Source organism: Candidatus Chlorohelix sp. (assembly GCF_037138995.1).
Lineage (GTDB): Bacteria > Chloroflexota > Chloroflexia > Chloroheliales > Chloroheliaceae > Chlorohelix.
The window spans coordinates 16527-33731 of sequence record NZ_JBAXHI010000030.1 but is presented as its reverse complement, the minus strand read 5'-3'; the positions used below and the strand labels follow the sequence as shown (position 1 = coordinate 33731).

Genomic DNA, 17205 nt, shown 5'->3' with positions numbered 1-17205 from the left:
GTTGTTATAATAATTTTAACTATAGTTTTTTCTAAGGTAACAATTTATCTTTGGAGAATTATTAATGCAAGATTTGGAAAATAGCAAAACCTCAAGTAATTTTGAAAAACGCACTTACAAATATTACCTCTCATTTATTACAAAAACTATATATCCGTATATATATACAAAGCTCAGAAATTATAATTGGTTAATTACTTCCATACTTTGCCTAATTTTAGGCTATATGCTTGTCTGGCAAAGAGGGTTTTATTCAGACGATTATTTATTTAAGTTTATGCCGAGTGAAGTGAAATATAATCAGCCTCGTGCAGGCGCTTGGGCAATGGGTTATGCGTTTTACTTTTTCATTCCAGATTTCGAGATTATCCCAAGACTAATAGTCTGTTTGGCGATAGGAGTTACAGCTTTCTTACTTGGCTGGTTAATATACCAGATACTAGGCTCCAAGTTAGCTGCGGTTATTAGCGGGTGGATTTTATTGATGCCGTTTTATGCGTCTGAAGCTACCCTCTGGGCTTTTGTTTACATTATAATTTCAATGTTAGCCCTTATATTTCTGATTGCTTGCTGGAAAGCACTTGCCGAACCAAATCACCGCATTGTAAAAATAATAATTGGCACTTTAGCTTATGCCTTGATGCTTTATGTTGAGGAGCCACTTGCGCTAGTTATTCTCCTTGTTCCATTATTGGGACTTACGCAATTGGAATCTTTTACCCGTTTGTCAGCTTATTGGTCGTTTTTCAAGCGAATCACAATCATTTTAATCTGTCCAAGCCTTGTTGCCGTAGGGTTTTATTTAGTTTTTTACCGTAACTCCACGTTTATTGAAGGACGAGGAGGACTAGATACAAACATTGAAGCTATACTCCAACGTCCAGCCCAATACATGCAAAGGCTAGAAGGTATGACCATTAGTTCTGATTGGGGTCTGCCTTTGACCAAAGAAGTTTTCAATTTGGGTCTTTCAGTAATAGTTGGTAGTTGGAAGGGAATCACTCTTTTTCTTCTGTTAATAGTTGCTCTTATATGGACTGTTTTTAGCTGGAAACCTTCTACAAATGAATATAAGATGACTTACAAAACTGGAGTTATTGTTTTCCTGAGCGGTATTATATGGATTGCTTTGCTATTATTTATTCCCGGAATTCTGATAAAGGGACAGATTTTAGAGTATAGAATGCTCTATTTTCCTTATGCGGGTCTTGGTATAGCTTTAGGGTCATTATTCTGGATAATTAATAAAAAGTTTCAATATATATTTGTTAGCAAGATTTGGATTGTACTCGTCGGTGCTTTACTGCTGTTCAGCTCTATTTGTACCACAGGCTTTGCTGAATCCTTTGCAATTCGTTATGACCTTGACCAAAAAGAAGTGAATGCTATAACTAAAGCATTGCCATCTCAAGCATTGCCTGAAAAAACTATTTTAGTTCCGGTGGCTACAGTTGAAACCTATCCTGCTAAATATGTGCATGCTGTGTCTCTGTTATTCGGAGTTCTTGAAACAAACTGGTCTTTATCAGCATCTATACAAAATTCTTACCAACGTAAAGATTTGTATGCGGTTACAGGTAATAAATGGGCGCCGATTCAACTAAGTAGTACAGCAACACCAAATCTTCTTAGGGTGGGGAATTCTGAGCTTCAAATTGACCATCTTTTATTATTCTCATATCGTTGGGGTACTGTTTATGTAATAAAAGATTTGCGTATTATTGATGAAAATAATGCGCTGCTGCAAACGATCGAGTTTCCAATTGCAGCAAATCTTTCACAGAATGGAGTGCCAATTATAAATCTTCAAATTCACGATGGCGCACTCATTTTCTGAGCTCAGTTTTTAGCGGCTAATTGTCAATCAAATAGTTTCTCGCTGTGGTTATTTTACCTCTATCTAATCTTTTTGCTCTTACCCTGCCCAGTTCTACGGGTTTATAATATCATACCAGCTAAGTTCCCAATTCTCATTTTTAAACACCTTAGTTGGTTTGTGGGTATATTGAATCTCGTCTATTATCCATTTCAAAGTTGGGTCATTCTCTATCGGTCTAAGGAGCCAACCGCTTAATTTAAGATGAGCTATATATCTTTGAATATATATTTCACCGCGCTCCTTAGATATTGGAATAAAAAGATTCCCCATTGGAGCAGTAGGGAGCCACGTTTTTGTAAACATGACACGGTCATCTGGATTGTTTTTTTGCCAAGCTGGAAGTAAGGTCATCCCAGCGTAGATGAAGGGATCCTCCTCTTTTACTTGGGCTTGCTGTAATAAGGCGGATAACGACTGGTCTATTGCAGGGAGTTGCTTTTCAAGGTTCAGCGTATAGTCTTTATGAAAAGGACCTATATAATTCATAAGAGCGGGCTGATTACCAAAAGCAATGGTCAAAACAACTACTAAAATAGGTAAAAAACCTGCTTTAATAAGCTCTGACCACCTGCCTACTTTTTTGTAGTGGGTAATAAGATAAAGTATCAAGATACTAGCGCAAATCCAGATGGTGCTTAGATTAATCACGTTATTGGGGTGGCTGCGTCCTATAAAATAGCTGGAAGTTGCCCAAACTGCCCCGAAAATACCTAAAACGAGACTCAAACTGGGATGTAAGAAACTATCTTTAATAAAATAAATAGCGGTAACTGCTATTAAGCAAAGCACAATAAACAAAATCCACACTGGTCCGCCAATATCCATTGGATAGGATCCAAAGCCTCCCTGAAAGGCTAAAGCATAATCAAAATAAACATGCCAATCTGGACCTTGACCTAAAATTAGACTATAGTAGCCGGCAAAACAGGCTAAAATTGCTAGAATTAGACCAAGTGGCAGTAATAGCCAGCCGATAGCCGGATAAATTTTTACCCGCCAGCCTCGCTGATCCGTAACAGTTTGCCGAAGTATTATAAAGATATAGGCAGGCAACCATATTGCTGCACAATATATCGCGCTTTCTGCCGACCAAAGAGAACCGATAAGCCAAGCGATAAGACCAATTAAAGGAACCTTGCGATAGACTTTTGGTTGTTGTTCAAACCTAATTCCTAGCCAAAGAATTCCTAGCAGTACGTAGCACCAAATAAAACGTAATGGTCCGACACTTGGGTATGGATGTGGTCCTGTAATGGAAGAAGCATACCCGGGAACTAAGAAGACGGCTGAAAGTGTCAAAAAAAGAGCGAGTAGTAAATTACCAAAGCCTTTTCCTAGAGTGCGAATTAGAAAGAAAAGAAAGCATGCAGTAGCAAAAAGCAATATTGCATTCACTACAAAAAGAGAAACCCATGCACTTTTAATAGGTAGCCAAGCTATAATTAGTATGTTTAGAAAACCATATTGAGAGGGAACATCCCAAAGCAACCAGCCTCCTTGACGTACCATTTGAGCAGAGCTAACAAAAACACCCCAATGCAAGAATGATGCTCCCCCCCCAAATAGCTCTTGGGTACGCAAACTAGCTAAACCAAATATTACCACCGCAATCAGATTACCCCCAAGGTGTAGCCTACTAGAAGCAATTTTATTCAAAAGCCACTTCCAAGCATTAACATTGGCTGGAAGTTGCAAACTGGGGTAATCTTTGGTTTTTGAAGCCTTTCGGGTGTAAATATTTAGTGTAATAAGTAACAATGCGAAGATAAAAATAACAAAGCTATATACTGAAGTGGACAGCCAACTTTCGAGTCGAACCCAATAAATCAATTCTATAACTGCAACCCACGAAATACAAAGCACATAAAGATTGAATAGTTTAAAATCACTTAATTTCCACATTAGGCTTATGGAAAGTTTTGTGTTTTCTCCGGAAATCTTGATATGCGATTGGAAAATCTTAGGGATACTCCAATGTGCTAAGCCTAGAATTAGACCAAAAATGCTGTTATGACCTATTAATAAGAAAAAAGTAAATATTAGGCAATACACTGCCAACAAAATTTTAAGTAGCTGTATGAAAAATAATCCGGCACGCCAAAAAGTTTCTAAAAAAGATACCAAAATTAGGAGGCTAGGAAAAAGAGTGCCTAGTATTATATAATAGACCCACGCTGTGGTTGAGCTAGTTAAGCCAAACCAGTTATCAATCCCCAACCCAAAAGGCAGTAGAGCTAAGCCTATTATCCAAAATGGTTCTAATTCAAGCCTTAAAGCCGAATACAAATTTGATGGATTAAAAGCTGCCAAGAAAATAACCTTCAAAGCCGAATAAATTCCCAATGAATTAAGAATTGCTATCAAGAAAATAACGGCAAAGAATAAAAGACTACCAACCCATAAATAATAAGTATTTAGATTTATAGCATCGGGTGTCTGTACCTGCAACATCATTACTAGGGCAAAGCAGCTAAGTAAGAATCCCGCAATGTAAATTGCAAATGATAGGTTGCCCAACAGCTTTGTATTATAATTCTTACGTAACAATGTTAGTATAGTAGCAACTATCAAAAGCAGGGGTGCAAATATTAGTATCAATGGATGCCGAATTAAAACATTCCAACTTTCGTTACCATTGATTGAAATGTTCTTCGCCATGAACCCTAAACTGCGCGTGTCATTGGGAGGATTAAAGGCTGTTGTAATTAATTCTATCTTTAAGGTATCTTTATTATTTTCCTGTATTATTTTCGGAGCATTGCTAGTAATTGTGAATGTTTGAAATTCAAGCTTATTTGTAGAGGGTTGCAGTTGGGTAATTTCAACGCCATTTACTTTCAAAAGAATTTTATCGCCCGGACCACCCGCAACCGAGGAGCTTCTTAAATCTAGGGTTATCTCAAAAGGGTCTCTAACCGCTAGATAAAAATAGAGTACGACTTTATCTTTACTCCACACATAGGAATTGCCTAAATTATCCACTTGAACTGGATAAAAACCGCCTATTGTCCCTTCTCTTACAACTTTAGAGGCAAGGGTGTCGGGGGTTAGAACTATGTGGAATTTAGGTTTTTCGATGATTTGTAGAAGAATAGCAAGTAAAAGGCTTAAGGTAATAGTTGCCAGCAAAAAAATATTGAAAAACCGTGTTTTTTCTGTTCTGGAAAAAGGCTCAATGATTTTAGCTAACATAAAAAAAGTAGATGCTCCAAATCAAATTTAATTGCGTTCAGCTACTAAAACATAGATAGCACAGCCCAGAGTATTGATTAAAGGCAGACGCTCTATAAGAGGCTCAATCATTTTTGTGGTTTTCGCTATTCTGTCCGAACAAAACATGGGCACAAATCCAGCAAAGCGTTTATAAACTACCTTTCCGCCAGTTTGATTTATCCAACCTATCATTTGGCGGGTACTATAGGATTTTTCATGGTGTTCTCGGTGATACCGGGAGAGTTTCTCGATAATTTTAAGCCCGAAATTATTACCATTAGGTTCATGAATTAAAACTAACGGCGCTAACCGAAAAGCCTCTCGTATTATATCCGCCGGGTTATCATCATGATGTAGAATGCTTTGCAACATAACTAAGTCGAAGCTGTTATCGGGGTAAGGCAAATTATGCACATCTCCAACTTCAAATGCAATTTGCCGGTCTCCCTTGTTTGAATTAGCTACATCAATAGCAGCTTTTGCTCCATCTACCCCGTATAATTTACTAGGATGCCCAAGATCATAGAAACGGGTTGTATAAAAACCGTCTCCACAGCCCATATCTAAAACGGTTCGCCCCGTGAAGTATTTAGTTTCCAATATACAATCAGTAGTACGCTGCGTTGCTAAGTTGCTGCTAAGTCTATTGGTAGCAGTATATATATAGCCTTCATTGGCTTGTGCATCTTGGTTAAAGATTTCAACATTTTTATTAAAATAATCTGGCAATGAACACCTACTCTCCTTAAATATATTTTACTGGGGCTTTTGTCCTACTACATATAGATTACCCAAAGGTAATGAGAGCTTTATCCGACCTACCGAACTATGTTGTAGCATTGATAATAGTCGAGGCTTAATAAACTTGGGCAACGGTATTAAGTGGGTTAAATACTTAAGGGTATAATTATTATAGACCTTACCTGACGTTTTTACCTTAAAGCCATGCAGAGAAATAAGCTTGTCTAGTGTAGTTGGACTATACAGGTAGGTGTGTTCAATATCTACAACAGGGCTGCGCTCTCCAAGCACCTTAGCTGAAACTGCTGCTACATTGTGATTTAGAAAGAGTATTAATCCCCCGGGTTTTAGCACCCGATAGCATTCTTTAATGAGAGAAACAGGGTCAGGTAAATGGTCAAACACCTGAAATAGGCAAATCACATCAAACATATCCGGCTCGAATAGATTAGGACGCATAATATCACAAACAATATTTGAGCGAACATGGGGAGCAGCTCGTTCTATCGCTTCCTTACTTGGCTCTACACCGTGTACACTAAGATACCCTTGCGAAATAGCCTCTTCAAGAAAAAAACCGTTTCCACAGCCTATTTCAAGTAAAGTCCCTTTAACAGCGCCACATCCAACCAATTTTGCTAGGTAATGCCCGTAAGTGGCTTTAAGATTAGCTACTTCTGAACTGTAAGTAAAGGTACTCAAAGCATAAAGCTGGGAAAGGAATTCCGGGTCAACGATTGGATCAGAGCGAACTAGACCACATCGTTTACACTTTACCAGCCGGTAATGAATTCGGTCAGGCAAACGCCGAGCCGAAAAGATTGTTGGGTTGAAAGCTTGCAAGTCAAAATTAGCTGGATAGAGTTCGGTGGCATTATCTTCGGTGTTACAAATTGCACAACGTGTAGGAAGTAATTCAACTTCGGGCATTGCCTTTACTTGCTCTCCTTATTTTCAGAACTCTCTGGGGAGTTAAGAATGCTTTTAACTATAAACGTAGGACGACGTTTTACCTCATCATAAATATGTTCAATATAAGAGCCAATAATATTGAAACACAAAAGCTGAATGCTTCCTAAAAACAGAATCAAGGAAATAATAGTCGTAAATCCAGAAGGTACTAATTTTGGCTTGACAATACGCAAAATAACTTGAGCTATAATTGCTATAAAAGAAAACATTGCCATAAACAATGAAATGAAAGAAATAATTTCAAGCGGCGCATAGGAAAAAGAAAATATACCTTTACGCGCCCAAGCTATGTTTTTCCATAAGGAATTGGTGGTACGACCAAACATGCGCTCTGGGCGAACATAAGCTACACCAACCTGTTTAAAACCGACCCATGCTCGCAAGCCACGTAGAAACCGATTATTTTCTGGTAGCTTATTCATGGCATTTATCACGCTTCGGTCTAGCAAAGAAAAATCACCAGCATCAAGCGGCATAGGTATGTAAGAGGCGGCGCGGAAAAGCCTGTAAAATAATTTGTAGGCTACTTGCAAAAAGAGGGTGGCTTCCCGTTTTACACGAACGCCATATACAACATTGTACCCTTCTCGCCATTTCAGATAGAATTCTTCAATTAACTCTGGTGGGTCTTGTAAATCCCCATCCAGCAAAACTACGGCATCTCCTGTGGCAAGTTTCATTCCGCTGGTAAAAGCATTCTGGGAACCAAAATTACGTGAGTGGTTAATTACCACTACTTTTTTATCGCGAGAAGCCAGTTCAGCCAGCACTTCTTCTGCATTGTCGGGACTAGCATCATTAACAAAGATTATTTCAAAATCCACATCAATTTTTTGAAATACAGCTGTCAAACGTTGGTACATAATCGGAACAGCTTGGGCATCTCGATAGCATGCAATAATAGCACTAATTTTTTTCTTACCCATTGACTTCTCTATCCTTGCTTAAAGCTCTCAGAGTTGTTTCAAATAAAGCTTGCTTGGAAAGACCGTGCTTTTGATATAAATAGCTCTGGCTACCGGTTAATCCATCAGGGCTATTCCTTATTCCACAACGCACAACCCGGCAGTTTAGCCCGTGTTCTGCAACTATTTCAGATACTAGCGAGCCAACGCCGCCTGTAATATAGTGAGCTTCGATAGTAATGGCTACCTTAAAACCTGCAAGGGTGGCTAATAGGTCGTCAGTTGGGTCAGGGTTGAAACTTGAGACAACTAATATAGTAGCTTCAATCCCTTCCAATGCAAGCAAATCAGCCAACACAACCACATCGGCAGTTATATTACCCATACTAATTAATAATACATCTTTACCTTGACGAATATTCTGGGTATGACCTAGCTTGAAGCTACCGTTTAAATGAGGTACGGTAGTTTTATCATCCTTGCCTAGACGATAGTAGATAGGACCGGGCAGATTCCATGTTGCTTGAAAGGCAGAGCGTGCTTGCTGGTGGTCTGCTGGAGCTACGACAGTAAGACCGGGTTGCAAGCGAGTGACTCCTACATCTTCAAGCCCATGATGAGTAGGTCCTGCAGTTCCATATTCGTAGCCGCCCCCAACTCCCACTATTCGCACGGGTAATTTGTGTAGCACGGGTCCATTACGGATGAACTCATAGGGGCGTAGAGTGGCAAAAGTGACAATCGAATAGATGAAAGGCAACAAGCCTGCTTCTGCCATGCCAGTAGCTATACCAACCATGTTTTGTTCAGCCACTCCAACGTTTATAAATCGCTCGGGCCAGCGTTGGCTGAAAGGCTCTAACGCCATATAACCCAAATCTCCAGTTAGCATTACAATTCTGGAGTCATTCTCAGCTAAATCTGCTAGGGTTTGTGCAAAAGCCGCTCTCATTAGCTTCCTCGTATTTCATTTAGCGCTTGCTGATATTCTTCATCTGACATTGGGTAGTAATGCCATTTGATTTGCCGTTCCATAAAAGACACCCCTTTCCCAAAGGTTGTTTTCGCAATCAGGACGTGGGGTAAATCATCAACTGTATTGAGACCTTCTACAATATTAATAATTTGGCTGGAATTGTGACCATCTACCTCATGCACATCCCAACCAAAGGCTTTCCAACGCTCAGACATAGGAGAAAGAGAAAGTACCTGCTCTGTATAACCTATAGCTTGCTGACCATTTAGATCTATAATTACAATCAAATTGGCAAGCTTATGATGGGCAGCAAACATAACTGCTTCCCAAGTAGAACCTTCATTACATTCTGCATCACTAATCACGGCAAACACCCGCCTTTGGGAGCCTTGATAACGTGCTGCTAGGGCTGCCCCAGTTGCCATTGAAAGTCCCTGCCCTAGAGACCCAGTTGAAAAGTCAACCCCTTTCAACTTATGCTCAGGATGTACTCCTAGCAGGCTATCCTCTCCGCAATAGGTGTTTAGCTCCTCTTTGGTTAGCCAACCTTTCAAATAAAGAGACGCATAAAGCGCCAATGAAGCGTGTCCTTTGGAAAGGATAAAACGATCGCGCTCTGGGTCATCGGGGTCAGAAATCTGCAAAATCGAAGTGTAAAGGGAAGTTACGATATCTGCAATAGATAAGTTTGACCCTATATGCCCTACATTAGCTCTTTTAGATTGCTCTAGAATAATTTGTTTGACCTCTTGCGCTAAAGTCATTCTACTTCCTCTTATGTGCTATCATATTTCTTATTTTGGAAATTCGCGGTGGTCGTAATAATACTGCAATAATTTCGGATTGTCTTTAAACCATTCTATATTTTTGTTAAAGCCTTGCTCAAAAGTCAGGCGAGGTTTCCAGCCCAATTCTTTTTCTATTTTCCTGTTATCGGAAACCCATACATCGCTATCCCATTGGCGGTTTGCCATAGAACCCCATTGAGGCTCAGCCCGAATATCTAAGGAGCGCCTAGCAAACTCCACCACCTGTGCCAGCGAAGTTTGCTGCCCACAACCGACATTATAGATTGCCCCTGCTTCTGGCATGACTTTGCCAGCAGCTAACAGATACGCTTCGCATACATCATCCACATGAACATAATCACGCGCAATAGCAGGATTAACCAGCGGCGGCAATTCCCCTTGTAGCCCTTGTGTAATCAGCGTTGGAATCAATCGAGTAGGTTCTTCATAAGGACCATAGACGGAGTACAAGCGAAGTGTAGGTATGTGGACTTGGTAACGCTGGGCGCTGTAGCGACAATACATGGTGGCAGCAGCTTTTGTTACAGCATAATAGCTATTGGGTTCTAACAAGGTATTTTCTGCGGGGGGGAAATTCTTAAGTCCGTATTCAGACGATGAGCCTGTATTCACAAAAGCCTCAAAACCGCACTTCAAACAGGCTTCGACTAGATTAACCGTTCCCAAAAAGTTGGAGTACACCGCTTTCAGCGCTTCTCCCTGAGAGGAATATGCTCCATAGGTTGCGAGATGGAAAATCCAATCAGGTCGAATCTGAGCTATTGTATGAACAACACGCTGAGCATCCTCAAAAGCGATTTCATGAAAATGCAGATGGCTCTTAATATCTTCGATACGCCAAAGTTGGTAGCCGTGGCGGACTAAAAGATGAATTTCATGACCCTCTAATAACAACTGACGGGTCAAATTAGCCCCGACAAAACCGGTAGCCCCTGTGATAATCACCCGTTTCATTTCTTCACCATTCGAGTTTTCTAGCTAAACTAGATTTTTCTATTGCTAGTACCTAGTCCGCAATGCTTTGATAATCAATTTTCAGCTTTTCAATCTTGCTGATGGTTAACAAACAAATCAAGACTAGGTATTAGTCTATTTAAATTAAAGTAATGGTTGATTCAGAGTAGGGGCATTAGAGATGTCATCTATTTTCAAACTCATAAGCCTTATTAGTTTATCTACCAAAATAGAAAATTGAAGTAAAACTGAAATGAGTGATTTCCTTCTTCGCTATCATGCCATAAAAAAGCAACTTCTGCAACCTCACCCCTTAGGGCGTTTCAGTGTTTAACAATGTGAGCTTACTATCACTTCTGAAATTTTACAGGTTGCCAATATGTTGAGTTCGGCAATTGTAAAATATTATTTTCTGAATCGCCCTGATTGCTACACCTTGACGACTTTACTTTTTCAGGATACTATTCAATAAATTAATATTGGAGTGATTGAACAATGGCTATCTCTGAAAAAATCTGGATGCCCACCGAATACGCTGTGCTTGGCTTGTTGATGGACGGCTCAAAGCATGGTTACGAATTAGCTCGCCGCTTTGCTCCAGAAACTGCATTAGGCACGATTTGTCACCTTGAAATGAGTATGCTCTATGCCAATCTCAAAAAGTTGCAAAAGATGGACTACATAGAGGCTGAAATGGAGATTCAGGGAAACCGTCCGCCCAAACGTGTTTTCAACCTGACCGGCACCGGGCGGGCTGCTTTTATCGAGTGGGTACGTTCGCCTGTAGCGCGTCTGCGCGAAATCCAACCCGATTTTCTTATCAAACTCTACTTTGCTCGCCAGCTTGGTACCGATGATGTGGGTGCGCTCATCGGCAGGCAAATCGAACTATGTAGGCAAGCGCTTGAACGGTTGAGGCAGGGACATACCCTGAACGAAGAAGTGGAGAATTTACTAGACATCCGCGCAGGGAATTATAGCGGGCTGAATCTAGGCGAAGAAGAAGACTTCAGCCCAAAGGGCAAACGCAGCCACCCCAAACCAAGTGAACATGAGTTAGCCCGCGACCCAACTCCTGAAGAACAGGAATACGTGGAATTGGTCACCACCCTCCGCATTCGCCAAAACGAAGCAGTGATTGAGTGGCTAAACGAGGCGAGGCGCAAACTGGCAAGTGGCTATTAAATATTCAGACCACTCAACTACTGACAGTATTACACCCTGTGCTAACGCTAGTTAACACGGCGGGATGCTTAAATATAAAGCCGCGTTTCCCATAAGAGCGAGTCAAACCAACTCGTTTTTATGGGAACGGGGTGAGCAATAAAATGATACAAACTCCGACACCACCCTTTTCCGAGCCAAAACCCCATCCCTACAAAAATATAAATACGCTATTTTTTTAGATTTAGAGTTGCCCTAGAATAATAGTGACAGTATTTTGCAATGTCTTAATCAACCGTCTATTAATTTGAAGGATGAAACAAAATGCTTTGTCCAAAATGCCAATTTGAAAATTTAGCAGACTCTACCAAATGCCTTGCTTGTAATTTTCCCTTAACCCCTTCGGAAAGTTCCAATTCTGTAAACGCCAATGTGTATGATGGGTTCGTACCTTCGTGGATGAAACCGATACAAACGAATGTAACTGCTGGAAATACAATAGCCAGCACATCCGCTAATTCAACTTTATCAATTGAAGATTTGTTGCAAAAAACTCTCCCGGCAGACAAAAGCGAAACGGATAACCCGCCAGTTTGGCAACAGCTTAAACCATCACCGGCAACAGAAGCAGTAAAACCTCCGCCTACACCACCCTTTTCTGAGCCAAAAGTGCCACCCTCACCAAAGGTTGAAACCGGTGTTTACAAAGGTTGCTATTATTTTACGGGAGAAGATGGCGAAACCGTCATAATGCGGTTAGCTGGATTAATGGGGCGGTTCTGGGGTGCAGTAATCGACTCGATTATCACCTATCTTTTATCGTCTTTATTCTACTTCATCTTTTTTATCTTTATCGGTATCGCCAGCGTAACTATGCCCGATAGCTCTAGCCAAAAATCAAATTATAATAGCCCTTCAACCAGCATTTCCAGCAACTCCAATTTTTTTGATTGGATATTCTCGAATTTACTCAATATAATTATGGTTAGTACGATTCCGTTTCTCTATCATGTGATAACAGTATTTATGGGAGGACAAACTATTGGGCATCGTATCAACCATATTAAAGTTATACGCAGTGGCGGTAGCCCCTTAACTTTGGGTTCAGCCGTTTTAAGAGCATTATGGGGAATCCTCTATAGTTTTATGTTGGTGACGGTAGCCGGAATTACAGTCAATTTATTAATGCCGTTGCTAATAAATGATAATATCCTAAGCCAGTCAAACTCTGATATAGCGGGGCAATTTTTAGGTGCATTGTTTACCATCTTTATAGTAGTTTTGGCAATATACATAGTCGGTTATATTGTAGTGCTGTATGTAATGCTGGCGGATAAGGGGAAACAGGGAATGCATGACAAAATGGCGGGTACTTATGTAGTTGAGGCTGTGCCACTATCCGAAGCAAGAGGAACATAAAGGATTGGAAGATAACGTCATAGCTCCAGTTCTCGGTCTTGATGATAGGGTAAGCCTAAGCGGATGCTAATTGCGGCTTTGTAAAATTCGCGCCCTAAATAAAAGGCGTGGGAAGCATTATCAATTCCAAATTGGCGAAATAGGGCTCGGAGTTCCTTATCATCAATGCCGCTTGACACAAACAATTGGTCATTAAAGACGTGGATACGCTTGCCATCGGTGAAAATCCTGATATTTGAATCGGTCAGACGCGCTTGCATCTCCCGCAACTGTTCCTCATTATAGTAATGATGAAAAATAGGCAAGTTATTAGTTTGGCGTATTTGTAGTTCCAGCCATCTTTCCAATTCCGGCAAATCGGTAGGTCCCAGCGCCGCCCTTATACCAATGGCTTTTTCAAGAGAAGCAATGTCACCTTTAGCCCAACCGGGAATAACCAGCAAATCGTAAATACCTGATTCTTCCTTTGGAAGCTTTAGATGGTCGGCAATATAGCGTACGCTCATAAAAGCGGCAACATCCATATTCAGTGTAGCTATCCCGTAAGTAAAGTTAAGCTTTGCGCTCAAGGTTTGCAAATAATCTTCCAGTATAGATGCAGCTAATTTGCCCGTCACAAAAAGAAACCGGGGGAAGGGAGGTTGCAGACGTGGTTCGGCGCTATAACGAAATACGCCTTCCTTTTCGAGGTCGTATGGAGACAGCAATTCTTTTATACTCTTCTGAAGTAGCGGGTGGTTAATATTTGGCGCAAGTTCGCCAAGCGGCGCAAGTACAAAGGCGCGTTCTTGCAAGCGTGGATGCGGAATCTGAAGGACAACATCATTAACCAATTGGTCGCCATAAAAAAGTATGTCGAGGTCAAGCGGGCGGGGGTAGTTACGAGGAACAGAAAAATCCCGTCCTGCCAAACGCTCAATTTGTTGCAGACGTTCCAGCAATTCAAGCGGAGGCAGTTCGGTTTCGCCTTCCAACGCCATATTCAGGAAATCGGGCTGATTGGTGTAGCCTACCGGGCGGGTTTCGTATAAGTCGGAAACCGCACTAACTCTAAACTTGCCGCCTAGCCGGAGACGTTCCAGCGCAGCGGCAAGATTAGCTCTTCTATCTCCGAGGTTTGCACCTAACGCGAGATAAACAGTAGCCACAGATAATTAACGCTTTACCAGATTTTTCAACGTTTGGCGAGCCACTACCAGACGTTGCACTTGCTGTGTTCCCTCGTAAATCTGGGTGATTTTTGCATCGCGCATATGGCGTTCAGCAGGGTACTCTTTAATGTAACCGTAACCGCCAAAGATTTGAAGCGCATCGGTGGCTACTTTCATTGCGGTATCTCCTGCAAACAGCTTTGCCATACTGCTTTCGCGAGCGCAGGGAATACCCTTCTCGCGCAGGTAGGCAGCGCGTAGAGTCAATAGGCGAGCCGCATCAATCGCAGTTGCCATATCTGCCAGCATAAATTGGATGCCTTCAAACTCGGTGACAGGTGTATTGAATTGCTTGCGTTGCGTGGCATATTCGATACAATCTTCAAGGGCAGAACGGGCGATACCGATTGCTTGAGCCGCTACCCCTACCCGCCCTCCATCGAGGGTATCCATCGTAATTTTGAAGCCATCGCCTTCCTGACCGAGCAAATTTGAAGCGGGTACACGCACATCATCAAAAAATACTTCAGTAGTCATGCTGGCGGTAATGCCCATCTTGTGCATTGGCTGGCCAAAGCTCAAGCCGGGAGTGCCTTTTTCCACCACGAAATCGCTGATGTGGCGATGCTTCGCCCGTAGTTCTGGGTCGGTAACGGCAGTAACTACATAGGTTTCGGCTACACTGCCAAGTGTAATGAAAGTTTTGGAGCCATTGATAATATAGCTATCGCCATCGCGCACCGCACGGGTTTTGATACCGGCGGCATCGCTGCCTGCGCCCGGCTCGGTCATAGCCAACGCGCCCAATTTCTTGCCGCTTGCCATACCCGGCAACCATTTCATTTTTTGCTCTTCATTTCCGAAAAATAGAATTGGCTCTGCTCCAAGGCTCATATTTACATCAAATACCAGACCTGTAGAGGCGCAAGCAGCGCACAATTCTTCGACTGCCAGCGCAAAAAGAATATAACTTTGCCCTGCTCCGCCGTATTCCTCTGGGAACGATAGCCCCATAATGCCTAATTCGGACATCTGCTTTACGAGGTCGGTAGGATATTCGGCTTTAGCGTCATTTTCGGCGGCGCGAGGCTTTACTTCATTCCGGGCAAAGTCGCGTACCATGTTAAGTATTTCGCGTTCATCCTCGTTCAACTCTAGGCTAAAATCATCTTTGCCGTACATTTTGTAGGTATCTTTAGCAGTTGACATCTTTGTACCCTTCCTCTGTTTGCTCGCCAGTTTGTAATCAGCTAATACTTCATAATTTTAACAGAAACAAGCCGTTTCTACCAAATTTTACAAGTGAAATTTTGCCCATAAAGCCCATAGTATTTTTATTTCGATGCTTGCTGTGACTGTTAAGCCCGATATACGTTATAAAGATAAGGGGTCGTTGCAGTTCGGCTTTCCCGGTGCAATCCGTTATAGCAAGCGTGATATAATTAATCATGGTCTATTTACTGATAATTAGCAAAATCTAATAAACAAAAGGCATGGTGTGCGGTGAAAGGAATAGCGATGAACAAAATTGTAAGAAAATTAACCATAATGCTGATTTTGCTTCTCTTTGCCGGGTTGTTGATTGCCTGCGGGGACAGCACACCTACCAGCAAACCTGCCACCCCAATCCCTGTTACAGCCACCGCCGTATCGGTTACTTCTGCCATACCAACCACTACCGCTGCTATTGAAGTGCCAACAGTTACGCCAACCACTGTTACAACGACTACCCTTGCCACTACGACTAGCTCTACCACAACTCTAGCTCCAACTCGCAGTACCCTGTTGGCATATGTAGAAAACGGCAATGTTTATACGCTCGATACCGATACCAAAGAGAAGAAGCAGTTAGTGGACAGCACGAAACTAGGCGCATCCGGCGATATTGCACTATCGGCGCAAGGAGATATGCTGGCTACCAGTTTGCGAGGGCAAAACGGGGCTTATTCACTTTACCTTTCAAACCTGAAAGATGCTCCTACAAAATTGATTCCCGAACAACTCTCTGCCGTCAGCGACACAGAACCAGAATTTTCACCCGATGGTAAGTTCATAATATTTACCCGTATTCTGGATAGCAATAAAGACGGGAAGTACGATTTCAAGGATAAACACGAACTCTGGATTACCGAATTGGGCAGCATAAGCCCGCGTAAACTCGCCGATGGGCAGCAAGGCTCATGGGCTTCCGATAGCAAGCGTATCGTCTTTGTAACAGATGGGCGTATCCCTACCGATTATAATTACGCGATAGAAAATGCGGTGCGTCTGATTAATTTTGAAGGGAAGAACGAATGGGAGGCGATTAATACTAAAAAATTTCCCTCCGATTGGAGTCAATATGGCTTCCCCTTCCAAGTATTCCCCGAATTTATTAACTCTCCAGCGTTCGTGGATGGCGGCAAGCAAATTGCTTTTACTACGCTAGGGCATAGCGGGTTGCTGTTCAGCTTGAATACCACCGATGGCAAGGATATAAAGCTGTGGGGTACAAATTACGAGGGCGGTTTCAACCGCGTATTGGGTGCGCCGGGCAGCAGCCTGATGGTGGTCGAAGGTTTACCCGCTACCGGAGTGATGGATTTGGATATTTTCGATGCCTCGAAAGCTCAACCAAAACTGGATGCTATCACTGAAACCAAAATTGGAGGAGTACGCGCCGGGTTTGGCGCAACCAAACCGACATGGTCTCCAGATGGCAAGAAACTGGCTTATATCAAAACCGGAACTTCCAGCCCCGCGACTGGGGCAGTACGCGGTACGCTGGTGGTTGTAACCCTTAGTGGGCAGAACGTGGCAAGTTCGGTGGAACTTGGCAGCGGCACATACAGCTCGTTGGTGTGGGCGAAATAGCCCTTTATTTGCCTCTAGTAACAGACAAGGGGGGTTTAAACCCCTTGCCTGATTCATATTTTATCTTGCAGGCTTAATTACCACTTTTACCCAGACCTATGGCTAACTATTACCTCTATGCTAAAAGCAGGGGGTGTTAAGGCACTTTCTTTAGTCAAATTTATAACTT

The 17205-nt window shown here is 42.0% G+C and carries 13 protein-coding genes; 4 read left to right on the top strand and 9 right to left on the bottom strand.

From position 1 onward, the window contains the following. Positions 1 to 64 precede the first annotated feature (64 nt). A complete protein-coding gene (locus WCK19_RS13360; protein WP_342397884.1) occupies positions 65 to 1837 on the top strand; it encodes a hypothetical protein in 1773 nt (590 codons plus the stop codon). Between the two features lie 93 nt (positions 1838 to 1930). Here WCK19_RS13360 and WCK19_RS13355 read toward each other — a convergent pair whose 3' ends face one another. From WCK19_RS13355 to WCK19_RS13325, 7 genes are read right to left on the bottom strand one after another with little or no spacing between them, the layout of a single operon-like run. Continuing rightward, positions 1931 to 5071, bottom strand: coding sequence for a hypothetical protein (locus tag WCK19_RS13355; RefSeq protein WP_342397883.1), 3141 nt, complete (start codon positions 5069 to 5071; stop codon positions 1931 to 1933). A 27-nt stretch (positions 5072 to 5098) separates the two neighbouring features. Then, on the bottom strand, positions 5099 to 5821 hold the full coding sequence (locus tag WCK19_RS13350) for a class I SAM-dependent methyltransferase (RefSeq protein ID WP_342397882.1): 723 nt from the start codon (positions 5819 to 5821) through the stop codon (positions 5099 to 5101). A gap of 27 nt (positions 5822 to 5848) precedes the next feature. Next, entirely contained in the window at positions 5849 to 6763 is a 915-nt protein-coding gene (locus WCK19_RS13345; protein ID WP_342397881.1) for a class I SAM-dependent methyltransferase, read from the bottom strand. A 5-nt stretch (positions 6764 to 6768) separates the two neighbouring features. Beyond that, a complete protein-coding gene (locus WCK19_RS13340) occupies positions 6769 to 7731 on the bottom strand; it encodes a glycosyltransferase family 2 protein (protein WP_342397880.1) in 963 nt (320 codons plus the stop codon). Then, positions 7724 to 8662, bottom strand: a complete 939-nt coding sequence (locus WCK19_RS13335) for a transketolase C-terminal domain-containing protein (protein ID WP_342397879.1) — start codon at positions 8660 to 8662, stop codon at positions 7724 to 7726. The genes WCK19_RS13340 and WCK19_RS13335 overlap by 8 nt, the downstream gene beginning before the upstream one ends. After that, the gene (locus WCK19_RS13330) at positions 8662 to 9450 is read right to left on the bottom strand and encodes a transketolase (protein WP_342397878.1); all 789 of its coding nucleotides are present in this window, start codon (positions 9448 to 9450) and stop codon (positions 8662 to 8664) included. The genes WCK19_RS13335 and WCK19_RS13330 overlap by 1 nt, the downstream gene beginning before the upstream one ends. A 30-nt stretch (positions 9451 to 9480) precedes the next feature. Continuing rightward, positions 9481 to 10449, bottom strand: a complete 969-nt coding sequence (locus WCK19_RS13325) for an NAD-dependent epimerase/dehydratase family protein (RefSeq protein WP_342397877.1) — start codon at positions 10447 to 10449, stop codon at positions 9481 to 9483. 495 nt (positions 10450 to 10944) lie between these two features. On the opposite strand from WCK19_RS13325, the gene WCK19_RS13320 reads away from it, so the two are divergent. Next, complete coding sequence (locus tag WCK19_RS13320; RefSeq protein WP_342397876.1) at positions 10945 to 11634, top strand: PadR family transcriptional regulator; 690 nt, start codon at positions 10945 to 10947, stop codon at positions 11632 to 11634. A 303-nt stretch (positions 11635 to 11937) separates the two neighbouring features. After that, positions 11938 to 13032, top strand: coding sequence for an RDD family protein (locus WCK19_RS13315; RefSeq protein WP_342397875.1), 1095 nt, complete (start codon positions 11938 to 11940; stop codon positions 13030 to 13032). A gap of 17 nt (positions 13033 to 13049) precedes the next feature. Here WCK19_RS13315 and folK read toward each other — a convergent pair whose 3' ends face one another. Both folK and WCK19_RS13305 read right to left on the bottom strand, forming a co-directional pair. Next, on the bottom strand, positions 13050 to 14180 hold the full coding sequence (folK, locus tag WCK19_RS13310) for a 2-amino-4-hydroxy-6-hydroxymethyldihydropteridine diphosphokinase (RefSeq protein ID WP_342397874.1): 1131 nt from the start codon (positions 14178 to 14180) through the stop codon (positions 13050 to 13052). 6 nt (positions 14181 to 14186) lie between these two features. Beyond that, a complete protein-coding gene (locus tag WCK19_RS13305) occupies positions 14187 to 15392 on the bottom strand; it encodes an acyl-CoA dehydrogenase (protein ID WP_342397873.1) in 1206 nt (401 codons plus the stop codon). A gap of 309 nt (positions 15393 to 15701) precedes the next feature. Between WCK19_RS13305 and WCK19_RS13300 the strand changes: the two genes are divergently transcribed. Beyond that, on the top strand, positions 15702 to 17036 hold the full coding sequence (locus WCK19_RS13300; RefSeq protein WP_342397872.1) for a hypothetical protein: 1335 nt from the start codon (positions 15702 to 15704) through the stop codon (positions 17034 to 17036). The last annotated feature ends 169 nt before the right edge of the window (positions 17037 to 17205 follow it).

Bases quoted from the DNA above. Each gene is read 5' to 3' on its own strand.
- WCK19_RS13360 (WP_342397884.1), top strand. From the start codon at position 65: ATGCAAGATTTGGAAAATAGCAAAACCTCAAGTAATTTTGAAAAACGC.
- WCK19_RS13355 (WP_342397883.1), bottom strand. From the start codon at position 5,071: ATGTTAGCTAAAATCATTGAGCCTTTTTCCAGAACAGAAAAAACACGG.
- WCK19_RS13345 (WP_342397881.1), bottom strand. From the start codon at position 6,763: ATGCCCGAAGTTGAATTACTTCCTACACGTTGTGCAATTTGTAACACC.
- WCK19_RS13340 (WP_342397880.1), bottom strand. From the start codon at position 7,731: ATGGGTAAGAAAAAAATTAGTGCTATTATTGCATGCTATCGAGATGCC.
- WCK19_RS13335 (WP_342397879.1), bottom strand. From the start codon at position 8,662: ATGAGAGCGGCTTTTGCACAAACCCTAGCAGATTTAGCTGAGAATGAC.
- WCK19_RS13330 (WP_342397878.1), bottom strand. From the start codon at position 9,450: ATGACTTTAGCGCAAGAGGTCAAACAAATTATTCTAGAGCAATCTAAA.
- WCK19_RS13325 (WP_342397877.1), bottom strand. From the start codon at position 10,449: ATGAAACGGGTGATTATCACAGGGGCTACCGGTTTTGTCGGGGCTAAT.
- WCK19_RS13320 (WP_342397876.1), top strand. From the start codon at position 10,945: ATGGCTATCTCTGAAAAAATCTGGATGCCCACCGAATACGCTGTGCTT.
- WCK19_RS13315 (WP_342397875.1), top strand. From the start codon at position 11,938: ATGCTTTGTCCAAAATGCCAATTTGAAAATTTAGCAGACTCTACCAAA.
- WCK19_RS13305 (WP_342397873.1), bottom strand. From the start codon at position 15,392: ATGTCAACTGCTAAAGATACCTACAAAATGTACGGCAAAGATGATTTT.
- WCK19_RS13300 (WP_342397872.1), top strand. From the start codon at position 15,702: ATGAACAAAATTGTAAGAAAATTAACCATAATGCTGATTTTGCTTCTC.